Source organism: Streptomyces sp. NPDC060232, assembly GCF_042726555.1.
In the GTDB taxonomy this organism is placed as follows: domain Bacteria; phylum Actinomycetota; class Actinomycetes; order Streptomycetales; family Streptomycetaceae; genus Streptomyces.
Genome location: NZ_JBHXAG010000021.1, coordinates 71797 through 91234, shown reverse-complemented (window position 1 = coordinate 91234; position 19438 = coordinate 71797). Strand labels below are relative to the sequence as shown.

The window sequence follows — 19438 nt, the reverse complement described above, 5'->3', positions numbered from 1 at the left end:
GGCGACGTTCGCCCGTCAGGAGCGGCACTCGGGAAGGGCCCGGTCGGCGGTGGTCAGGGCGTGGCCGTGGAGACGACGTAGACCTTGGGCTTCTCGGGGTCGGTGAGGTCGACGGTGATGTCGCGGCTGGGGCGCGGGTCGGTCTGCTCCAGGGTGGTTCCGTACCAGAGGGCGCGCGGGCTCCAGCTCCACCCCGCGACCTCGGCGTCATGCGGGGAGATCGTGACGTCCCCGGGGACCAGCGCGTCGCGGCTGGTGCCGACGGCGGCGAGGAAGGCGTCCAGGTCGGCCGGGGTCACCGCGAACTGGGTGAAGAGGCGGCTGGTGCGCCAGTTGTTGGTCTCCAGGAACCCGACCTTCCAGGCCTTCGCCGGGATCGGCACCTCGTAGATGCTGCGCTGCACCCTGGAGGGCCAGCCGGGGCGCACCTTGGACGCGCCGACCTTGGCGGCCTTGTCGCGGCCGCTCTCGCGGCTCTGCTGGGTGGAGATCGCCAGGTAGCCCGCGGGTACGCCGATCAGCAGCACGATGATGATCGCGGTGATCCAGCGCCGCTTGACGACGTGCCTGCGGTCCTCGGGGGTGGGCTGCGGCGTGCCGCCCTCGTCGGAGGCGGAGGCCTGGTGGGGCAGGGTGGGCGGGTTCACGGCTGTGCGTCGTCCTTGGAGTCCGTGGGTGCGGCGGTCTCGCGCCGGCGGCCCAGCTGCGCGTAGCGCTCGTAGCGCTCGACCCGTCGGCGGGTGGCGCGGCGGAAGCGCCGGGCGACGAGCCGGGCGAGGTCGGCGGCACCGACCATGCCCGCGTCGGGGCCGAGCTGGGCCTTGGCGATGCGGGCTTCCGGGCGGTAGCCGCGGCCGGTGAGGTGGCGGCGGAAGGCGTCCCGGGCGGGGCCGATCAGCAGGTCGTCGGCGGCGCTGACGCCGCCGCCGATGACGAAGCAGGACGGGTCGAGGGCGGCGGCGAGGTTGGCGATGCCGACGCCGAGCCACTGGCCGATGTCCTGGAGCAGCTCGACGCACATGGCGTCGCCCTCGCGGGCCAGCTCGGTGATGAGCGGCCCGGTGATCTCCGAGACGTTCCCGCCGACCCTGGCGATGATGTTGTACGCGACCGGGGAGTCGGCGGCGGCCAGCTCGCGGGCCTCGCGCACCAGGGCGTTGCCGGAGCTGTACTGCTCCCAGCAGCCGCGGTTGCCGCAGGGGCAGCGGTGGCCGCCGGGGACGACCTGCATGTGGCCGAACTCTCCGGCGACCCCGTACCGGCCGCGCTTGACCTGGCCGCCTTCGAGGATGGCCCCGCCGATGCCGGTACCGAGGGTGATCATGACGAGGTGGTCCTCGCCGCGTCCGGCGCCGAAGCGCCATTCCGCCCACGCGGCGGTGTTGGCGTCGTTGTCGACCATGACCGGCACGGCGAGCCGGGATTGGAGGGCGTCGCGCAGCGGCTCGTCGCGCCAGGCCAGGTGGGGTGCGAAGAGGACCCGTGAGCGGTCGGCGTCGACCCAGCCGGCCGCGCCGATGCCGACGGCGTGCACGTCGTGCCGGTCGGAGAGGTCCAGCACCAGTTCGACGATGGTGTCCTCGACGACCTTGGGGCTCTTGGACTTGTCCGGGGTCTCGGTGCGGATCTTCTCCAGGATGATCCCGTCGGCGTCGACGACACCGGCCATCACCTTGGTGCCGCCGATGTCGATGCCGACGGTCGGGACGCGTGGGGCGGTCAGGTGCGACCGCCGCTCACGGGTTCCGATGGTGCGCAGGACGGTGCCTCGCGCCGACCCCCGGTGGGTGAGCGTGAAGTCCCGGTACGTGCTCATCGAGTCGTGTCGTCCCTCGTGGGTGCGGTGGTGCGGGAAGCCTCGTCGGCTGCGCCCGCCGGACCGGTGCGGCCGGCTCCGCGGGCCGTCGCGTCCGTGACGCCCGTCCCCGATTCTGCCACCCGCTCCAGTTCGTGGCTCAGTTCGTCGAGCTCGGAGCCGCCCGCCATCTGGCGGGTGAGCTCGTCGAGAGTGATCGAGTCGCGGGTGTGACTGCCTGCCATGGCGCCGCGTTTGAGCAGGACGAAGCGGTCCCCGACCAGGTAGGCGTGGTGCGGGTTGTGGGTGATCAGGACCACACCGAGGCCTGCGTCGCGGGCCGCGGCGACGTATTTGAGGACCACACCGGACTGCTTGACGCCGAGGGCGGCGGTCGGCTCGTCGAGTACGAGGACCTTCGCCCCGAAGTGGACGGCGCGGGCGATGGCCACGCACTGCCGCTCGCCGCCGGACAGCGTGCCGATGGGCTGGTCGACGTCGCGCAGGTCGATGCCCATGCGCAGCAGCTCGGCGCGGGTGGTCCGGCGCATGGTCTCGACGTCGAGGCGGCGGAGGGGGCCGCGGCCCTTCGTCGGCTCGGAGCCGAGGAAGAAGTTGCGCCAGACGGGCATGAGCGGGACCACGGCGAGGTCCTGGTAGACGGTCGCGATGCCGTGGTCGAGGGCGGCGCGCGGGTTGGCGAGGACGGTCTCCTCGCCCTCGATCTCGAAGCTGCCGGCGTCGTGCCGGTGCAACCCCGCGATGATCTTGATGAGGGTGGACTTGCCGGCGCCGTTGTCGCCGAGGACGCAGGTGATCTCACCCGCGGAGACCTCCAGGGAGACGTCCTGGAGGGCCCGGACGTTGCCGTAGTACTTGCTGACGCCGGTCAGCTTCACCAGGGCGGCCGTTCCGGCCGGGCTGGTGGTGGTTTCGCCGTTGGTCACTTGCTCGCCTCCGCCCGCTTGCGGACCCATGCGTTGAGCAGCGTGGCCAGCAGGAGCATCGCGCCGAGGAAGAACTTGAACCAGTCCGGGTTCCACTGGGCGTAGACGATGCCGTTGCTGGTCATGCCGAAGATGAAGGCGCCGACCGCCGAGCCGATGGCGGAGCCGTAGCCGCCGGTCATCAGGCAGCCGCCGATGACCGCCGCGATGATGTAGAGGAACTCGTTGCCGACGCCCTCGCCCGACTGGACCACGTCGAACGAGAAGAGGATGTGCTGGCCGGAGATCCAGGCGCACAGGGCGACGCCCATGTACAGGCCGATACGGGTCTTCACGACGGGCACGCCGACCGCCCGGGCCGCGTCGGCCCCGCCGCCGACGGCGAAGATCCAGTTGCCGGCGCGGGTGCGCAGCAGGATCCAGGTGGCGACGGCGACCAGGGCCAGCCACCACAGGACGGTGATCTGGAGGGTGACCGAGCCGATCTCCCACTTCGAGGCGAAGACGGCGCGGGCGGAGGGGAAGCCCTCCATGTCGGCGATGGACTTGGTGGAGACCGTGCCGCTGATCAGCTTGGTGAAGCCGAGGTTCAGGCCGGTCAGCATCAGGAAGGTGCCGAGCGTGATGATGAAGCTGGGCAGCTTGGTGCGGGTCAGCATGAAGCCGTTGAAGAAGCCGACGGCCAGCGTGACCAGGAGGGACACTCCGACACCGACCCAGACGTTCGCGGTCATCTGGTAGCTGAACATGGAGCTCACCAGGGCCGAGGTCGTGACCATGACACCCGCGGAGAGGTCGAACTCGCCGCCGATCATCAGCAGGGCCACGGGTACCGCCATGATCCCGATGGTGGAGGCCGAGTACAGGATCGTGCTGAGGCTGGAGGCCTGGAGGAAGGTGGGGGCGGCGATGGAGAAGAAGACGAAGACGGCGGCGGCGCCGACCACCGCGCCCAGCTCGGGGCGCCCGAGCAGCTTGCGGACGGGGGAGGTCGGCGCGAGCCGCTCGTCGACGGCGGTGGCGGCGCTCATCGGCTGCCCCGCTTGATGTACTCCTCCAGCTCGGCGGCCTCGGCGGCGGTGACGATCTGCGGTCCGGTGAGCACCGGTCGGCCGCCGCCGAGCACGTTCGCGTTGTACCGGTACAGCCAGAGCAGGTCGATGGCCTGGTATCCCTGCAGGTAGGGCTGCTGGTCCACGGCGAAGCCGAGGGCGCCGGACGTGAGGTCGCGGGCCACGGAGTCGTTGAGGTCGAAGGTGTCGACCTCGGCCTTGCTGCCGGCGGCCTCCTTGGCCTTGACGGCGGTGGGCGCGAAGGGCGCGCCGAGGGTGAGGATCGCGTCGACGGACGGGTCCGCCTGGAGCTTGGCCTGGATGGCCGCCTGCACGGAGGGCATGTTGGTGCCCTCGACGTACAGGTTCTCCATCTCCCCGGAGAAGGTCTTCTTCGCCCCGGCGCAGCGCTGCTCGTGGCCGACGTTGCCCTGCTCGTGCAGGACGCAGAGGGTCTTCCTGCGGCCGCGTTTGTTCAGCTCGGTGCCGACCGCCTCGCCCGCGATCGTCTCGTCCTGGCCGATGTGGGTGAGCGCCCCGTACGCGGCGGACTGGGCGGATCCGGAATTGACCGTGATCACCGGGATGCCGGCCTTGACGGCCTTCTGCACCACGTCCTTGAGGGCCTCCGGCTTGGCCAGGCTCACCACGATCCCGTCGACCTTCTGGTCGATGGCGTTCTGCACGAACTGCGCCTGCTGCTGTGCCTGGTCGTCGTGGGAGTAGACGAAATTGATGTTGTCCTTGGCCGCGGCCTCCTTGGCGCCCTTCTGGACGATGTCCCAGAAGGTGTCGCCGTCGCCCGCGTGGGTCACCATCGCGAAGGTCCAGCGCGGGGTGGAGACGGCGGGCCGGCCCGCCTCGGCGGCCTTCGCCCGCTCCTCGGCGCGCTTGCCGCCGGTACTGCTGCAGCCCGCGAGCGAGGCCCCCAGTACCGCCGCGAGCACGGCGCCCACGACGCGTACCCCTGTCCGAACCCTAGCCACGTCGCCGCGCCCTTCCCTCGTCCGTCTCGTCCGCCATCGCGTCCGTCATCATTCGGTCATTCCGGTGTCAGCCGCCCAGTATCCGCCACAGTGGACCATGAAGGGCCATCGGGGCATCGATGCGCAGATCGACATGGCGGGATCGCAGATCAGCGCGCGAAGATCGCAGATCCGTTGCGAGCGGATTGACAGGTTCCCCCGACGGGGCCAGGTTGAGTTCATGCGCATCGGGCTCATCGGAACTGGCCGGATCGGGTCGTTCCACGCGGCGACGCTCGCCCGTCATCCGGAGGCGGGCTCGCTCCTGCTGGCCGACTCCGATCCCGCGCGGGCGGCGCGCCTCGCCGACCGGCTCGGGGCCACCGCCGCGCCCTCCGTGGAGCAGGTCTTCACCTGGGGCGTGGACGCGGTGGTCGTGGCCTCCTCCACCGACGGGCACGCGGAGCTGGTCGTACGGGCGGTACGCGGCGGGCTCCCGGTGTTCTGCGAGAAGCCGGTCGCCCCGGACCTGAACCGCACCCTGTCGGTGCTGCGCGAGGTGGCGGCCCTGGGCGGCCTGCTCCAGGTGGGCTTCATGCGCCGCTTCGACGCCGGCTACCTCACAGCCCGGGAGATGGTCCGCTCGGGCGCCCTGGGCCGGCTGCACACCGTACGGACGACGACGGCCGATCCGGCGCCGCCGACCGCCGACTACCTGGCGACCTCGGGCGGGCTGTACCGGGACTGCATGGTGCACGACTTCGACATGGTGCGCTGGGTGACCGGGCACGAGGTGGTGGAGGTGTACGCGGCCGGGTCCGACGCCGGTCCCCCGCAGTTCCGGCAGACGGGTGACGTGGACACGGCCGCGGCGGTCCTCACCCTGGACGACGGGACCCTGGTCACGGCCACCGGCACGCGGTGCAACGGCGCCGGCTACGACGTACGGATGGAGCTGGCCGGGGAGCGCGACCAGGTCTCCGCCGGACTGGACGACCGGACGCCGATCGCCTCGACCGAACCGAACGGGCCGCCGGCGGCGAGCAAGCCGTGGACCGGCTTCCTGGAACGCTTCGGCCCGGCGTACGAGGCCGAGCTGGACGCCTTCGTACGCCAGGCGCGGGGCGAGGGCGAGAACCCCTGCGACGGGCGGGAGGCCCTGGCCGCGCTGCGGGTCGCCGAGGCCTGCGAGCTGTCGCGTCGGGAGCGGCGCCGGGTCCGGCTGGAGGAGCTCCCGGACCTGCCGGATCGGTGACCGGTTCGCCGGCCGCATCGGTGAGCAGGGCATCCGGCCACCCTATGGCGGTGATCCCCGGCTGACTGCGGCGCTTTCCGGCCACGCTCACGGGGCGGGCGCCGAGGCGACGGCCCGGCGGCCCCAGGCGGTACCCGCGAGCACCAGGACGGCTCCGGCGTAGCCGAGGGGGCCCAGGTGCTCACCTCCGACGGCGATACCGGCGACGGCGGCCCACAGGGGCTCGGTGCCGAGCAGCAGGCTGACCCGGGAGGGCGAGGTACGCCGTACGGCCCACATCTGCACGAAGAAGGCGAAGAGCGTGCAGAAGACGGAGAGGAACGCCAGGCCCGCCCACTCGGCGGGCCCGAAGTCGGCGGCGGCCGCCCACGGTGCGGCGCCGGTTGCGGGCAGGGCGGCCAGCAGGGCGAAGACGAGCACGGCGCCGCCGAGCTGGACGGTGGTGAGGGAGAGGGAGTCGGCCTCCTGGACGGCCTCGACCCGGGCCATCAGCAGGACGTGCAGGGTCCGGGCGAGCGCGGCCCCGAGGATGAGCAGGTCACCGAGGCCGGGCGCGGTGAATCCGGCCCCGGTGCCCTGAGTGAGCAGCACGACGCCGAGGACGGACGCGGCGGCCGCCCCGAGGAAGCCGGGGGACGGCGCCTGCTTCCTGATGGCGGCCTCGGCGAGCGGGGTGAAGATCATGGTGAGGCTGATGATCAGCCCGGCGTTGGTGGCGGAGGTGTGGACGACCCCGTAGGTCTCCAGCAGGAAGATCCCGCCGAGTACGAGCCCCAGCAGCCCGGCGCCCCGCAGCTGGGCGGGGCTCAGCGCACGCAGGCGCGCCCATCCGGCGAGGACCAGCACGGGCAGCACGACCGCGAATCTGAGAACCAGCACGGCGATCACGGTGTGCGCGGTGGTGATCCCCTTGGCGGCGAGATAGCTGCCGCCCCACACGACGGCGACGGCCAGCACGGGCAGATCACCGCGCCAGGCCCGGCGGGGAGCGGCGACGAGGGGTGGCGCGGCAACGGTCACGGCAGTCTCCAGCGGGCGCTCAGGGGGTGGAGACATCGACGGCTCGCACGGTTGCGGGGCACACCGTACCGGAGCCGATCATGCGGGGCGACCCGTTTCCGGGCCGTCCGCTTGCGACCCGTAGCATCGGGCCCATGGCTGATCTCTACGCCGTGGACCTGGCGTTCGACCTGCTCGACACCACGCCCGACGCCGTACTCGCGGAGGTGCGCCGCCAGCTGACGGGGGACGGCCTGCTCTCGCCCCGGGGCCCGGCGTGGCGCGTCGGCGGCATGCTCGTCGGCGAGTTCGGCCCGGCGGAACGCGACGGCTGGGCCCTGACGGCCCGCCAGGAGATCCACGAGGAGCAGCTCCCGGCCCTGGAGGACCTCCTGCTGCTGCTCACCCCGCACATCCGCCCGCCGGGCCCGGTCGGCCGCATCCGCCACTACGAGCACGAGGCCCCGGACCTCCTGGTCCTGCGCGAGGGCCGCGTGGTCCAACTGGCCCTGGACCGGCGGTAGCGGACGCAGCCCGGCGCGCGCCGGCCCCGGCCCTACGGCGAGCTCGGCCCGCCCACCCGTGCCGGTCCTCGGGGGTCAGGCACCGACGGTGCCGAAGGAGGCGCGGCCCGTCGGCCGGTAGGTGTGGATGGCCGTCCCGACGGGCGTCGTCCGGGAGCCCGTCAGCTCGTAGGCGGTCGGCAGCCCGCCGGTGGGGAACAGCCGGTGTCCGGTGCCCAGCGCCACGGGGAAGACCAGCAGGTTGATCTCGTCCACGAGGTCCCGGGCGAGCAGCCACTGCGCGAGCTGCCCGCTTCCGTGCACCTGGAGCTCTCCGTCCAGCGCGTCCTTGACCCGGACGATCTCGCTCTGCAGGTGTTCCCCGTCGAGCACGGTGGCCGGCCCCCAGGCCGGCTCCTTGAGGGTGGTCGAGGCCACGTACTTGGGCAGCCGGTTCAACCCGCCCGCCACGGGGTCGGCGGGGTCGTCGTGCTCCGGCCAGTAGCCGGCGAAGATCTCGTACGTCTTCCGCCCGAGCAGGAACGCCCCGGCCCGGCCGAACACCTCGGTGATGAACTCCCCCATCCCCTCCTCGACGTACGGCGCGGCCCACCCGCCGTACTCGAACCCGTCGCTGCGGTCCTCGTCGGGCCCGCCGGGCGCCTGCATCACGCCGTCCAGCGTCACGAAGGTGGTCAGTGTCAGCTCGGCCATGCCTCTGCGCTCCTCGCTCGATGGTCTCTACGGATTCAGACTCCCGCCCCCACCCGAACTCATCGCGCCGCCACGCACGACCGCCAATGCTTACCACCGGTCAGTGAGCTCTTTCCACCTTCACGCTGAGCTGGTCAGGTGTAGGGCGAGGACGGCTTGGGCGAGTGCGGTGATGCGGACCGGACGGCGGCGTGCACGAGCACCGAGTTGGTCACGGGTGGACGCCCGCCTGCGCAGCCAGATACTCGACGCCGCGGTGGCCGGACTGCTTGGACACGTGGACGTGGACCGCGTGCCGGCCGGACAGCAGTGCAGGGTCGGCGTGGTCGCCGCGGAAGGCGACCTGTACCGCGTCGTGGCGGGAGCCGTGCAGGCCGTGCTCGGGTCTGTCCGGCCAGCGGCCCGGCCATACGAGGAGGACCGCGTTGCCGTTGTCGCCCAGTGCCGCGATAACCCGGTCCTCGGCCGTCCCCCGTGCGAACCGTGCCGACATCTCGAGCGGCAGGTGTGCCTCCAGTTCACGGTCGTCCATGACCGGCACGTCCGGTTCGCAGCCGCCGGCGCCGCAAGAGGGTCGGGCGCCAGGGTAAGGGCGGTGCACAAAGCGGGAGTTCGGCAGCGCCGCCGCCATTCGGCGGACTTCGTCGACGCTCTCCAGGTGCGTCAGCAGTTCCGCCTCCTCGCCGTGGTGTTCCATCAGCGCGCACAGCCGCATGGCCTGGCGGTACGCGTCGGCGGCGTCAGCGGTGACGTGGACACAGCGTGAGTAGCCGGCCAGGCAGTCTTCGCACATGGCCGCATGGTGCCACCCGCTGGTCCGGACTGTCACCCGGAATGATCGGCGGACTCCGATGCCGAAGGGCGGCCGTCGGCATGGCTCCCACGATGCTTTTGACGGGCAGGGCGTACAAGCGGTGCAGGCCGATGGTGTCGAGGTGGAGAAAGTCCGTCGCGAGCAAGCCGCCCACCTGGGTCTTGAGGAACTGAGTCGACTCCAACCCGGTGGACGCGTTGGCCAGTTGGGCTGACAGGCAGGTGAAGCCCCTGGTAGACGGGTCTTCGACCAAGAAAACCGTCTCCTTCAGAGGCTTCGTGTGCTTGTGTACCCCTCCGGCGTCGACGTGTCCAGCTCTGCCCTGCGCCTCCTGTCCGCCAAGCTCCGCCAACACCGCCGGGAGCTCGGCACCCGGTGGAGGCGCCTGACTCCGGGCCGGCAGGCTCTGCTCACACTCGCCCACCTCCGCAACGGCCACCCCTACGCCCAGCTCGCGGCCGGGTTCGGTGTCGGCACCACCACCGCCTACCGATACGTCGCCGAGGCTGTCGACCTCTTGGCCGCACTCGCCCCCGACCCTTGAGGAGGCTGCCGGCATCGACCAAGGCGCTTGTACTACTGGACGGCACCTTGCTGCCCATCGACCGGATCGCCGCGGACCGCCCTTTCTACCCCGGGAAGCACAAGAAGCACGGGATGAACGTGCAGGTTCTGGCCGATCCGTCCGGTCGGCTGCTGTGGGCATCGCCGGCTCTTCCCGGCGCTGTCCATGACGTCCGAGCCGCCCGTGAACACGGCATCGTCGACATGCTCACGGACGCCGGCATCACGTGCTGGGCGGACAAGGGATACCGCGGTGCCGGAGGCACAGTCCGCGTTCCGTACTGGGGTCGCTGGGAGACGCTCTCCGACGGTCAGAAGGCCGTCAACCGATCTCACGCCAAGATCCGGGCCATGGTCGAGCAGGCCGTCGCCACCCTTAGGTCCTGGCGACTCCTCCGCAAACTGCGGTGCTCGACCACCCGCATCACAAGCCTGGTCCAAGCTGTCCTGACCCTGCATCTGGCGAGCTCAGGCCGATGACGGAAAGAGCTCAGTCTGCAGAGCGCCGCCTACAGCAAGCTGCCCACAACGGACCATAACCTTGGACGGATAGCCCGTGTCTGCCCTATTGGGCTTATATGCTATGAGCGTGAACCTCATATCCCATGTTGCAGGCTTAGTTAGCCATCCTTTACATCGACACTAATATGCAGCCACAAAGGTCGCCTGCGCCACAAGCCCCTACTTGCGCGCCATCTTTCAGGCGATACACCTGTCGACACCGATCACATCTTGGGAATTGCAGGGTCGCTGCGGTGTGAGATGCCAGGCAAATCGAGCCAATCGGCAAGCGTCCGCCAGAATATGCACAATGCCCGGCCGGAGGGGATCCTCCGGCCGGGCATTGCATTGCGGTCAACCGGGCGCCACTTAGGACAGCAAATGGAGTCGCATAAACTCCTTATTACTACGCAGCTTTGGATACTCTCTTTCCAAATCGGAAATCAACTGCCTAATAGATGCGGAAGCAGAATTACTGAGCTCACCCAGTGACACCTCAGACGACCCGTCCACATAGTTCGCACTTATTTCCGCTCCACCGGAGGGCGACTTGCTAATAAAGATCTCGTCGGCCATGCCAGCGAAGGTCACCCTCCCACTCCCCGCGGATTCCACTCGGCGAGTAGCCTCATAGAATTCGACGGAAAAGTCGAGCATCTGAACCCCCCCTCCGGTCACGATGCTGAAATCGACGTCATTTATCTGCAGCTTCAGATCTCCCCCGAAGCACGAATAGCACAGATCCGCAAGGCTGGAAGTAGCGAGATCCATCTTGCTCTGCTCCCGCAGTACGAGTGGATCGCTCGACAATGTGTAGTTGATTACAATCACGGGGGACCTCCTGCACCTGTGCCCATCTTGATCGGGAAGGCGGTAATAATCTGTTTCTTACGCACCACCACTCGGACGCCCGTCAATGGCTTCCCGTTCCTGTCATACCCCACCGTTCTCCCGAAGTCGAACTCATGGACGTGCCCCCCCTTCAGACCATTGGAGCCACGCGCCCCCTTCTGCAGGGCTTCCTCCACGAGGGAACGGATCGTCGTGGTGTTATCTGTAGAGAACTTGCTCTTACCGGGGTGCCGACTGCTCGCGGAGTGCCGGTTGAAAATGTGATGCCAGTCAGCCCCGTTGACCCTGCCGCCGCAATTGTGGACGAGGACGGGGGTGGCTCCCGCCAGCACATAGTACGTGTGCGTGCCGAGGTGCTGTCATCTGCGTTTTCGCAGGTCAGCGGAATTCGGCCAGTCCGTGGGTGTGCGTGGAAGTGCCGTGCTGTGCGCCTCTGTTGCCGTCGGCGTTGCCGTCAGACGGCTACGCACGCGAGGGCGGTGGAGTGGGCTTTGGCCGGTGTCCTGCCCGGGTTGGGGTCGGGCATGGTCAGGGGGCCGTACGCTGGCCCGGCAACTCGGGCAGGTCGTGATCCTGCCCGGAATTTGAACGAGTGGCCCCCTGGCCTTGCCTGACGCGGGCACCGGCCCGGGGAGGTGGGTAAAGCCCACGGAGCCGACCGGCCCCACCTCCGGGCCTCCGTCCTGGCCAACTCCCTGCCGTCGCCTCGCCATCGGTCTGGCGCTCCCGTGCGGGCGCGTCCGGCTTCCTCCGCGCTTCCGGCACTACGCCGCGCTGTTTCTGCGCGGCCTGGTCGCTGGCCGGCCCGCGGTGGCGGAGCCGAGAGCGGGCCGGGCGGGCGGCCGTGCCGCGCGCGACCCGCGTCAGCGGGTCGCCTTGAAGACGTAGAGAAAGTTTGGACGCATCCTGCTTCGGCGGTACGCCGTGGTCGGTGGCCGGGCGTCCGGCCGGGCTGCTGGCCTGGTGCGTTGGTCTGCGAGTTGTGGGTCCTGTTCCGAATGACGGTGGTGGTTCTACTCGGCTCGGGTGACCTTGGCATGGTCGGTGAAGACGCGCCTGAACAGGTCGTGGCCGGTGCGTCCGGTGTGGCGGAGTGCCCAGTCCTGTGCGGCTTCCTGCTCGGAGTGGGGTCCGGATTCGGCTCCGCAGCCGCCGGTGACGCAGAACGCCTCGTAGGTGATGCCGCCTTCGGGCGCGTGGCGGATGGTGTGAACGACGTGTCGGTAGATAGCGCGGGGGCTCACTGGTGACCCTCCGGGTGGCGTCGCATGTAGACGTTGCAGTCGCTGACGGTGGTCATGTCGCCGACCACTCGCGCCCGGTCACGTACGTTGGCCAGCTCGGCACAGCCCGCGCAGCCCTCGACCGGTGTCGGCTCCGGGTCCAGGCGCAAGGGAAGTTCGACCGGCTTGGTGGAGTACCTGGTCGGCTCCGTCACTGCACATCGCCACCTCTCGAACGTCATATGGCCGACCTCTTGACAGGTCGGTGCTCTAGTTCAGTATTCGAGTGGCCGAAGCACTCCCGCTAGGGTTCGTAGTGCACTAGTGTGCTCCCACTGACATCACGTCAACTCAACGGAGGGGCAAGCCTTATGCCCAGTCCCAAGACGTTCACGAAGATCGCGGATCACTTCCGGGAGCGCATCCTGTCGGGAGAGCTTGAGCCCGGCGCCAAGCTGCCGACCAACCGCGAGATCGCCGGCCAGTGGCAGGCCGCAGCCGCCACCGTCTCCCGCGCCTTGCAGGCCCTCCAGGTGGAGAACTTCATCCGCACCACTCCCCGCGGTACCTACGTTGCCGACGACCCGCGCTGGACACTGTCGGCACGAGACCGACTGGCCCGGGTCCAGCGGGTGAAATCGTTCCTGGCCGAAGGTGAGACAAGCCGGGTCACGGCCGCCGAACTGATCACCCCGCCGCTGTACGTGGCGGAGATCTTCGACCTGGAGGCCGGGGATCAGGTGGTGCGGCGCGAGTGGCTGGCCGGACGGGGCAAGACCCGGACCGTGTTCGCGGTCACCTGGTACCCGGCCCCGTTCGCCGCCCTCGTGCCGGATCTGCTGAACACGGCCCCGGGCCGCAATCACGGACTGTCCGCCCGGGTTCTGGAAGCCACCGGGCGCACGATCACCCACGCCCGCGACGACATGCACGCCCGCCCCGCCGACGCGCGAGAGGCCAGCGCGCTCGGCTTGCCGGTCGGCTCCCCGATCCTGGCCGGCGCCCACCGATGGTCGGACGCGGAAGGGATCATCGAGTACGGGGAATGGTGCCTGCCGCCCCGGTTCACCATCGGCTACGAGTACCAGCCCTGACCGATCCACGCGCAGTGTCCCCGAAAGCCAGCCTGCGGCCTTCGGGGACGCTGCCGTTCACGTGTCCGTCTCAGTCCGCGTCGCGGCCTTCGAGGCGTTCGACACGCTCTTCGAGCTCCTCGATCCGCTCCAAGGCGCGTTCCAGCTTGTAGGCCAGATCCGCTACTCCGGCCGCCGGGAACTCCTTCTGCGGGGCAGCCGACGCTTCGTCCTCGTCCACCGGCTGCACCGCGACCGGCACCTCTGTGCCGAACTCGCCCCCCACGACGACATATGCCATCGACCCGTTCCGCTGGTGGGCCTTCTTCATCCGGCCTTCCAGGGTGAGGAAGGTCAGGGCCTGATCTGCGGATTCCGGGTCGCCGCCGATCGTGTCGACCACCTCGTCCACGGTGACCCTGGCCCCCCTGGCCAGTGATCCGTCCCTGATCTTGCGGACCAGGCGGCCGTGGATGAGCTGGGTGGCGAAGCCGTGGTCGTCCCAGTCCCGTACGTAGACCTCGTCGCCGGGCAGCTCGCCGGGGTAGCGCAGGAGGAAGTTGCCGGCCAGCAGGGCGACGGCATTGGTGACCACGTTGAGCGGCACCGCGTAGTGCTCCGCCAGGACCTCACGGGCGGGCAGCCTGGCGCCGGGGGCCAGGGTGCCGGAGTAGATCTGCTGCTGGAGATCGCCAGCGACCTTCTCGAAGGCGTCCTCGAAGTCGGCCGAGCGCGTGACAAATGTGCCGCGCCCTTGGCGGGCGATGACCCAGCCCTCGTTCCTGAGCAGCCGGATCGCCTTCTGCACGGTCAGGCTCGATGCCTTGTAGGTCTGCATGAGCTGGCTCTGCGTCGGCAGGAGCTGACCCGGACGCAGTTCGCCGTCCCGGATCTGCTGGCGCAGGTCGTCCGCGATGCGTTCGAACGTCAAGCGCGCTTCGTCAGCAGCAGCCATGTCCATCCCTGGTCCCAGTCCGATTCCACCCGCCGTAGGCCGCCCGCTGACTGTCGTGTTTCACCAGCTCAGCGGCCCCGCGGGGTCAGCGTAGCCGCCTGATGGATGGACCACGGCGAGAATGGATGGAACTCAATAGGGATGGACTTCGGATGGAATGAATGTATGGTTGCGGCACGCGATCACCCACATGGGTGATCCACACCCCTCTACCTGGAGGTTTGCCGTGAAGACCATGCCCATCGACCAGTCCCAGGCACTGATGATCCTGGCCTCCGAGCCCCGGCCGCAGTTCAAGGACCGCGAGAGCCGGCAGCCCGCGATCGACCGGGGCACCGGCGCCCACGTGCACCTGGTGGAAGTGATGTTCGCGTTCAACGGCCGCGCCGAAGTGATCGCCGTGAAGGTCCCCGAGCCGGGTCTCGGCAAGGGCCTGAAGGTCGGCCTGCCGGTCGTTTTCACCGGACTTGTCGCCTCGGCCTGGGAGAACGAGATCAACGGCAAGGACCGGCACGGCGTCTCCGTCCGCGCCGAGGCCATCACCCTCAAGGCGAGCGCCTGATGCCCGACAACCGCCTTGGGCTCGCGCTTCTCGTCTTCGCCGTGCTGGTCGTGCTTGGGCTGCTGGGCTGGGCCGGGTACTGCTTCACCCGCTGGTACCGGGCCGATGCCGAGACCCGGGTCAGCCTGCGGCAGGCGCGGCGGCTGCGGTGGGGCTGGAAGCGGCTCGCGCCGATGCTCGGCCTCGCGGTCAAGGACGCCACCCCAACCGTGGTCCAGCAGTACGGCCCGCAGGAGCCACCGACCAAGCCGCGCGTGCTGGTGCCGCGTCTGCACACCCGCGCCGATGCCTTCGGCGTCACCGTCACCGCCGACGCGCTGCCGCAGGTCGGGCTCAGCGCCTGGCAGGACGCGAACGAGGGTCTGTGCGACGCCTGGGGAATGCGCCGCATCAGCATCAGTCAGCCCAATCCCGGAGTGATCGTCGCGCGAGGCTTCCGACGTGAGCCGCTGGAGGCGGTGATCCGCTCACCACTCCTCGGTCCGGACGGCTCTCCAGTCTGCCGGCCTGGTCAGTTCGCCTCCACCGATGATGTGCTGCTCGGCTGGGACGAGGACGGCACCCCGATCGTGCTCAACCTCGCCTACTCCGCGCACGCGCTCATCGCCGGCGTCACCCGCTCCGGCAAGTCGATCACCGTCAACACCCTGCTCGCCTACGCCTCGCTCATGCGGGATGTGCGGCTGATCGTGATCGACCCTAACCTCGGTGCGGTCGCGCCCTGGTGGCGTACCGCCTACAAGGTCTCCGACGCCGTCCACCCCGACGAGCCGACCGAGATCCTGCGTTGGGTCCGCGAGGAGATGCAGCGCCGCGAGCGGCTGTTCTGGTCCGGCCGTACCGACCGCATCACCGAGTTCAGCCCCGAGCTGCCGCTGCTGCTCGTGGTGATCGACGAGGTGGCGAACTACACCCGGCACCCGGACCGCAAGGCCCGCGAACGCTTCGAGGCCGAGCTGCTGGCCATCGCCAGCCAGGGCGCCAAGTTCGGCGCCCGGCTGTGGCTGCTCACCCAGAAGCCCTCCGCGGACGTGCTCACCACCGCCGTACGCACCAACCTGTCCGCCCGGATCTGCCACCGCGTCGACACCGTCGAGGACTTCCTGCACCTCTTCCCCGACGGCCGGGACCTGGACATCACCGCCGCCGACCGCACCATGCCCCAGGGCATCTCCATCGCCTCCGTCGGCGACATGCGCACCCCCGTCCGGCTGCGCTCGGTCTACCTGCCCACCGAAGCCTGCTGGCAGATCAACGACCTGATGTGCGCCGAAGGGCTCAAGGTCCGCGAGCTGCCCGACCGCGTCGACCTGGACAAGGCGGCGTGACCGCCGCCTCGTGGTCCCGTTTCGCAGTGATCACCGGCAAGGGCGTGTAGTCGCCAAACCCTCGCCCCTGCCGGGGCCTCCCTCCCTTATCCGTCCGCGGCACACGTGTGTGCCGCAGTGCAGAGAGGTCCTGCCAGCATGCCACCGCGCGACCCGACCACCACAATCCCTCGCCCCGAACCCGCCACGGCCGCGCTGCCCACGTTCACCGGGTACCGCGACCTGCTCGGCCTGGTACGGCAGCTGTCCTCGCTCGGTGGCTGCGCCCAACCGATCCGCCTCGAAGGCCAGCGCATCGATGTCGACGCCTTCACCGGCGAGATCCTGCGCGAACTGAAGTCCAAGGAACTGCCCGCCGGGCACCTGCTGGTCCGCTGCGGCAACCGCCGCACCACCCGCTGCCCCTCCTGCGCCGAGCTCTACCGCCAGGACACCTACCACCTCATCGCCGCCGGCCTGCGCGGCGGCAAGAACATCCCCGACCAGGTCGCCACCCATCCCAGGGTGTTCGCCACCCTCACCGCCCCGTCATACGGACCCGTGCACGGGCGACGCGTGGGCGGCTCCGCCCGCTGCCGTTGCGGACGCGCCCACACCAAGAGCGACTTGCTCCTCGGCACCGCGCTCGACCCGGAGCGCTACGACTACACCGGCGCGGTGCTGTGGAACGCCCATGCCCCGGCCCTGTGGGCCCGCTTCATGCTTCACCTGCGTCGCACCATCACCGCCGCAGCTGGTGTCCCGCAGCGTCTGCTCTCCAAGGTCGTCCGGGTCTCGTACGCCAAGGTCGCCGAGTACCAGCAGCGCGGCCTGATCCACTTCCATGCCATCATCCGGCTCGACGGCCCCGCAGGCCCCTACACCCCGCCACCCGCCTGGGCCACCCCCGACCTGCTGGCCGATGCCATCCGGATCGCGGCCACCCGCGCCCGCATCGACGGGCCAGAGGTCAACAGTCGGGGCCGCGCCTTCGTCTTCGGCGAGCAGATCGACATCAGGATCATCCGGTCCACGGCCTTCCAGGCCGGGACCGCGATCACCGAGGGCAAGGTCGCCGGATACGTCGCCAAATACGCCACCAAGGGCACCGAAGCCGCGACCGGCACCCTCGACCACCGGCTGAAGAGGATCACCGACCTCTGGTTTGAGTCCGTGCCCGAGCACGCCGCCCGGATGATCCGCACCGCATGGGCCCTCGGCGCCCGCGACGATCTCAAGTACCTGAACCTGCGCAAGTGGGCCCACATGCTCGGCTTCCGCGGCCACTTCTCCACCAAGACCCGCGCCTACTCCACCACCCTCGGAGCCCTCCGCGCCGCCCGCACCGCCTGGCACCGCCGCCACACCCCTCCGCCTTCCCCGACCACCCTCGTCCTCGCCCACTGGGCCTACGACGGCACCGGCCTCACCCCCGACCTCGAACGCCTCGCCACCCTCATCGACGGCAGCCCGACGCGCGCACAGGCGGTGGCAACCGATGCATGACGACGAACTCCTCACCGTGCCCGAGGCCATGGCCCGCCTCAAGATCGGCCGCTCCGCCCTCTACGACCTCCTGCGCACCCGCCACCTCGCCTCCCTGACCATCGGCCGCGCCCGCCGCATCCCCACCCACGCCCTGGACGACTACATCCAGCGCCACCTGGAAGAAGCCGCCCGATGACCGCCCCCAAGCGCAAGAAGGCCCGCGCCAACGGCGAAGGGACCATCTACCAGCGCACGGACGGCCGCTGGGAAGCCGCCGGCTACGTCTTCGCCGCCAACAGCACCCGCAAACGCGTCCGCGTCTACGGCACCACCCGGCGAGAAGCCGCCGACAAACTCGCCGAGAAGATCGCCGACAGCAACCGCGGACTGCCCGTCGCCACCGCCGACAGCACCGTCGGCGACTACCTCACCTACTGGCTCGGCAGCGTCGCCGTCCACCGGCTTCGGGAGAACACCCACACCCGCTACGCCGCCTGCGTCCGCCTCCACCTCATCCCCGGACTCGGCACCAAAAAAATCGCCCGCCTCACCGCCAAGGACATACGCACCTTCCTCGACCGACTCCGCACCGCCTGCCAGTGCTGCACCCAGGGCCTGGACGCCGAACGGAAGTGGTGCTGCGCCATTGGTGAATGCTGCCAGAAGCGACTGTCCGCTTTGACCGTGACCTACGTGCACTCGGTACTCAAGTCAGCCCTGGAACACGCCGTCCGCGAAGACGAGTTGCCGCGCAACGTCGCTCGCAACGTCAAGACCACCACACACCAGCCCAGGCGCTTCCGTCCGCTCACTGCGGCAGAGGCCCGTCAGTTCCTCGACGCGGCCCGCACCGATCGGCTCCACGCGCTGTACGAACTCGCGCTCCGTACCGGCCTCCGCAAGGGCGAACTCCTCGGCCTCCGCTGGGAAGACCTCGACCTCACAACCGGAACGGCCAGCATCCGCCGCTCGCTCCAGCGCACCCGCACCGGCGGCCTCACCCACCTACCCACCAAAACCCGGGCGTCCGAGCGCCGCATTGCCCTCCCGACCGAATGCCTCTACTCCCTCGAGGAACACAAGAAGCGGCAGGACAAGGAGCGCGAGACCGCAGGGCCGGACTGGAGAGACAACAGCCTCGTCTTCACCACGCCCATAGGACGGCCTCTCGACCCTGCCAACCTCACCCGCCGCTTCCGCAGCTTCCTCAACCGAGCCGGGCTCCGGCGTATCCGCTTCCACGACCTCCGCCACTCGACCGCGACGCTGCTCCTGGAACAGGGGGTCGACCTCGTCGTGATCAAAGAGCTGTTGGGCCACGCCCACATCGGCGTCACCGCCGGCGTCTACGCCCACGTCCGACTCCGTCTCCAACGCCAAGCCATCGACACCCTCAACAACGCCCTCGGAGCGGCCAACGACCCGCCCGCCACGGAAGGTGTCCGCTGACGTTGCCGTCAGTCCACGTGAAGAGCCCCGCCAGGATCTCCCAGCGGGGCTCTTCATGCGTTTGCCATCAATTCCCTGAAACTCAACAGCGCCTCAGCGGTGGACGACCGAGGAAACCCAGATCGTCACATCACTTGCGATCCTTGATGCTGTTCCACCGGGAACGACTCGATGTTCTCGTCTCTCTGGGTTCCGATACTCCACTTCAAGCCGATCATCTGAATCCAGAGTCACGACGACGTACCACTGATCGCCGGACCCCTGTGACTCGATCGTAAGGAATGAGTTATCGGGATAACTCAGCTCGCCGATCAACTCGAAGAGCAGGTCTTCCGAGATTCCCTCGTACGACTCGCCGCTCTCCGTTTCCACGGTGTACGAACTTGATGACATGCCACCTCCAGCTTTCACGCAGGTAGA

At 69.3% G+C, this 19438-nt stretch carries 21 protein-coding genes and 1 pseudogene; 9 read left to right on the top strand and 13 right to left on the bottom strand.

Annotated elements, in window-relative coordinates; translation table 11 throughout:
- Window positions 1–53 precede the first annotated feature (53 nt).
- From ACFWFZ_RS26795 to ACFWFZ_RS26775, 5 genes are read right to left on the bottom strand one after another with little or no spacing between them, the layout of a single operon-like run.
- Window positions 54–647 (bottom strand): hypothetical protein, encoded by a 594-nt coding sequence (locus ACFWFZ_RS26795; protein ID WP_387125527.1) that lies wholly within the window; start codon window positions 645–647, stop codon window positions 54–56.
- Window positions 644–1816, bottom strand: coding sequence for an ROK family glucokinase (locus tag ACFWFZ_RS26790; protein ID WP_387125526.1), 1173 nt, complete (start codon window positions 1814–1816; stop codon window positions 644–646). The genes ACFWFZ_RS26795 and ACFWFZ_RS26790 overlap by 4 nt, the downstream gene beginning before the upstream one ends.
- On the bottom strand, window positions 1813–2772 hold the full coding sequence (locus tag ACFWFZ_RS26785) for an ATP-binding cassette domain-containing protein (protein WP_387125525.1): 960 nt from the start codon (window positions 2770–2772) through the stop codon (window positions 1813–1815). The genes ACFWFZ_RS26790 and ACFWFZ_RS26785 overlap by 4 nt, the downstream gene beginning before the upstream one ends.
- Window positions 2739–3773: an ABC transporter permease gene (locus ACFWFZ_RS26780; protein WP_387125524.1), complete on the bottom strand. Its 1035-nt coding sequence runs from the start codon at window positions 3771–3773 to the stop codon at window positions 2739–2741. Before ACFWFZ_RS26780 ends, ACFWFZ_RS26785 begins: the two co-directional genes overlap by 34 nt.
- On the bottom strand, window positions 3770–4750 hold the full coding sequence (locus ACFWFZ_RS26775; protein ID WP_387125523.1) for a sugar ABC transporter substrate-binding protein: 981 nt from the start codon (window positions 4748–4750) through the stop codon (window positions 3770–3772). The genes ACFWFZ_RS26780 and ACFWFZ_RS26775 overlap by 4 nt, the downstream gene beginning before the upstream one ends.
- A gap of 250 nt (window positions 4751–5000) precedes the next feature.
- Here ACFWFZ_RS26775 and ACFWFZ_RS26770 point away from each other — a divergent pair, with 250 nt between their 5' ends.
- Window positions 5001–6014: a Gfo/Idh/MocA family oxidoreductase gene (locus ACFWFZ_RS26770; RefSeq protein WP_387125522.1), complete on the top strand. Its 1014-nt coding sequence runs from the start codon at window positions 5001–5003 to the stop codon at window positions 6012–6014.
- An 87-nt stretch (window positions 6015–6101) separates the two neighbouring features.
- Here the strand turns inward: ACFWFZ_RS26770 and ACFWFZ_RS26765 are convergent, their stop codons facing one another.
- On the bottom strand, window positions 6102–7034 hold the full coding sequence (locus ACFWFZ_RS26765; RefSeq protein WP_387125521.1) for a DMT family transporter: 933 nt from the start codon (window positions 7032–7034) through the stop codon (window positions 6102–6104).
- A gap of 134 nt (window positions 7035–7168) precedes the next feature.
- Here ACFWFZ_RS26765 and ACFWFZ_RS26760 point away from each other — a divergent pair, with 134 nt between their 5' ends.
- A complete protein-coding gene (locus ACFWFZ_RS26760) occupies window positions 7169–7537 on the top strand; it encodes a hypothetical protein (RefSeq protein WP_157840143.1) in 369 nt (122 codons plus the stop codon).
- A 75-nt stretch (window positions 7538–7612) separates the two neighbouring features.
- On the opposite strand, the gene ACFWFZ_RS26755 is transcribed toward ACFWFZ_RS26760, so the two are convergent.
- Together ACFWFZ_RS26755 and ACFWFZ_RS26750 are read right to left on the bottom strand one after the other, a co-directional pair.
- A complete protein-coding gene (locus ACFWFZ_RS26755) occupies window positions 7613–8230 on the bottom strand; it encodes a dihydrofolate reductase family protein (protein ID WP_387125520.1) in 618 nt (205 codons plus the stop codon).
- A 211-nt stretch (window positions 8231–8441) separates the two neighbouring features.
- Entirely contained in the window at window positions 8442–9023 is a 582-nt protein-coding gene (locus ACFWFZ_RS26750; protein WP_052030017.1) for a hypothetical protein, read from the bottom strand.
- A 301-nt stretch (window positions 9024–9324) separates the two neighbouring features.
- Between ACFWFZ_RS26750 and ACFWFZ_RS26745 the strand changes: the two are divergent.
- Window positions 9325–10088 (top strand): annotated as a pseudogene (locus tag ACFWFZ_RS26745) (transposase family protein).
- Between the two features lie 390 nt (window positions 10089–10478).
- On the opposite strand, the gene ACFWFZ_RS26740 reads toward ACFWFZ_RS26745, so the two are convergent.
- From ACFWFZ_RS26740 to ACFWFZ_RS26730, 3 genes are all read right to left on the bottom strand, one after another.
- The gene (locus tag ACFWFZ_RS26740) at window positions 10479–10940 is read right to left on the bottom strand and encodes a hypothetical protein (RefSeq protein ID WP_387125519.1); all 462 of its coding nucleotides are present in this window, start codon (window positions 10938–10940) and stop codon (window positions 10479–10481) included.
- Between the two features lie 1034 nt (window positions 10941–11974).
- Window positions 11975–12205, bottom strand: coding sequence for a hypothetical protein (locus ACFWFZ_RS26735; protein WP_387125518.1), 231 nt, complete (start codon window positions 12203–12205; stop codon window positions 11975–11977).
- Window positions 12202–12399: a hypothetical protein gene (locus ACFWFZ_RS26730; protein ID WP_387125517.1), complete on the bottom strand. Its 198-nt coding sequence runs from the start codon at window positions 12397–12399 to the stop codon at window positions 12202–12204. Before ACFWFZ_RS26730 ends, ACFWFZ_RS26735 begins: the two co-directional genes overlap by 4 nt.
- 156 nt (window positions 12400–12555) lie before the next feature.
- On the opposite strand from ACFWFZ_RS26730, the gene ACFWFZ_RS26725 reads away from it, so the two are divergent.
- The gene (locus tag ACFWFZ_RS26725) at window positions 12556–13278 is read left to right on the top strand and encodes a GntR family transcriptional regulator (RefSeq protein WP_019761424.1); all 723 of its coding nucleotides are present in this window, start codon (window positions 12556–12558) and stop codon (window positions 13276–13278) included.
- A gap of 70 nt (window positions 13279–13348) precedes the next feature.
- Here the strand turns inward: ACFWFZ_RS26725 and ACFWFZ_RS26720 are convergent, their stop codons facing one another.
- The gene (locus ACFWFZ_RS26720) at window positions 13349–14188 is read right to left on the bottom strand and encodes a GntR family transcriptional regulator (protein WP_387125516.1); all 840 of its coding nucleotides are present in this window, start codon (window positions 14186–14188) and stop codon (window positions 13349–13351) included.
- A 259-nt stretch (window positions 14189–14447) separates the two neighbouring features.
- On the opposite strand from ACFWFZ_RS26720, the gene ACFWFZ_RS26715 reads away from it, so the two are divergent.
- The 5 genes from ACFWFZ_RS26715 (at window position 14448) to ACFWFZ_RS26695 (ending at window position 19018) form a co-directional block, all read left to right on the top strand.
- The gene (locus tag ACFWFZ_RS26715) at window positions 14448–14774 is read left to right on the top strand and encodes a hypothetical protein (protein ID WP_387125582.1); all 327 of its coding nucleotides are present in this window, start codon (window positions 14448–14450) and stop codon (window positions 14772–14774) included.
- On the top strand, window positions 14774–16102 hold the full coding sequence (locus tag ACFWFZ_RS26710; RefSeq protein ID WP_387125515.1) for an FtsK/SpoIIIE domain-containing protein: 1329 nt from the start codon (window positions 14774–14776) through the stop codon (window positions 16100–16102). The genes ACFWFZ_RS26715 and ACFWFZ_RS26710 overlap by 1 nt, the downstream gene beginning before the upstream one ends.
- A 138-nt stretch (window positions 16103–16240) precedes the next feature.
- The gene (locus ACFWFZ_RS26705; RefSeq protein ID WP_387125514.1) at window positions 16241–17587 is read left to right on the top strand and encodes a replication initiator; all 1347 of its coding nucleotides are present in this window, start codon (window positions 16241–16243) and stop codon (window positions 17585–17587) included.
- Entirely contained in the window at window positions 17580–17765 is a 186-nt protein-coding gene (locus ACFWFZ_RS26700; protein ID WP_387125513.1) for a helix-turn-helix domain-containing protein, read from the top strand. Before ACFWFZ_RS26705 ends, ACFWFZ_RS26700 begins: the two co-directional genes overlap by 8 nt.
- Window positions 17762–19018, top strand: coding sequence for a tyrosine-type recombinase/integrase (locus ACFWFZ_RS26695; protein WP_387125512.1), 1257 nt, complete (start codon window positions 17762–17764; stop codon window positions 19016–19018). Before ACFWFZ_RS26700 ends, ACFWFZ_RS26695 begins: the two co-directional genes overlap by 4 nt.
- A 93-nt stretch (window positions 19019–19111) precedes the next feature.
- On the opposite strand, the gene ACFWFZ_RS26690 is transcribed toward ACFWFZ_RS26695, so the two are convergent.
- Window positions 19112–19390: a hypothetical protein gene (locus tag ACFWFZ_RS26690; protein ID WP_387125511.1), complete on the bottom strand. Its 279-nt coding sequence runs from the start codon at window positions 19388–19390 to the stop codon at window positions 19112–19114.
- Window positions 19391–19438: the final 48 nt, after the last annotated feature.

What these genes read in the sequence shown, in the direction of transcription:
- ACFWFZ_RS26760 (WP_157840143.1), top strand. Translation starts at nt 7,169, where the DNA reads ATGGCTGATCTCTACGCCGTGGACCTGGCGTTCGACCTGCTCGACACC.
- ACFWFZ_RS26755 (WP_387125520.1), bottom strand. Translation starts at nt 8,230, where the DNA reads ATGGCCGAGCTGACACTGACCACCTTCGTGACGCTGGACGGCGTGATG.
- ACFWFZ_RS26785 (WP_387125525.1), bottom strand. Translation starts at nt 2,772, where the DNA reads ATGGGTCCGCAAGCGGGCGGAGGCGAGCAAGTGACCAACGGCGAAACC.
- ACFWFZ_RS26715 (WP_387125582.1), top strand. Translation starts at nt 14,448, where the DNA reads ATGCCCATCGACCAGTCCCAGGCACTGATGATCCTGGCCTCCGAGCCC.
- ACFWFZ_RS26695 (WP_387125512.1), top strand. Translation starts at nt 17,762, where the DNA reads ATGACCGCCCCCAAGCGCAAGAAGGCCCGCGCCAACGGCGAAGGGACC.
- ACFWFZ_RS26700 (WP_387125513.1), top strand. Translation starts at nt 17,580, where the DNA reads ATGCATGACGACGAACTCCTCACCGTGCCCGAGGCCATGGCCCGCCTC.
- ACFWFZ_RS26780 (WP_387125524.1), bottom strand. Translation starts at nt 3,773, where the DNA reads ATGAGCGCCGCCACCGCCGTCGACGAGCGGCTCGCGCCGACCTCCCCC.
- ACFWFZ_RS26770 (WP_387125522.1), top strand. Translation starts at nt 5,001, where the DNA reads ATGCGCATCGGGCTCATCGGAACTGGCCGGATCGGGTCGTTCCACGCG.
- ACFWFZ_RS26705 (WP_387125514.1), top strand. Translation starts at nt 16,241, where the DNA reads ATGCCACCGCGCGACCCGACCACCACAATCCCTCGCCCCGAACCCGCC.
- ACFWFZ_RS26750 (WP_052030017.1), bottom strand. Translation starts at nt 9,023, where the DNA reads ATGTGCGAAGACTGCCTGGCCGGCTACTCACGCTGTGTCCACGTCACC.
- ACFWFZ_RS26725 (WP_019761424.1), top strand. Translation starts at nt 12,556, where the DNA reads ATGCCCAGTCCCAAGACGTTCACGAAGATCGCGGATCACTTCCGGGAG.
- ACFWFZ_RS26710 (WP_387125515.1), top strand. Translation starts at nt 14,774, where the DNA reads ATGCCCGACAACCGCCTTGGGCTCGCGCTTCTCGTCTTCGCCGTGCTG.
- ACFWFZ_RS26790 (WP_387125526.1), bottom strand. Translation starts at nt 1,816, where the DNA reads ATGAGCACGTACCGGGACTTCACGCTCACCCACCGGGGGTCGGCGCGA.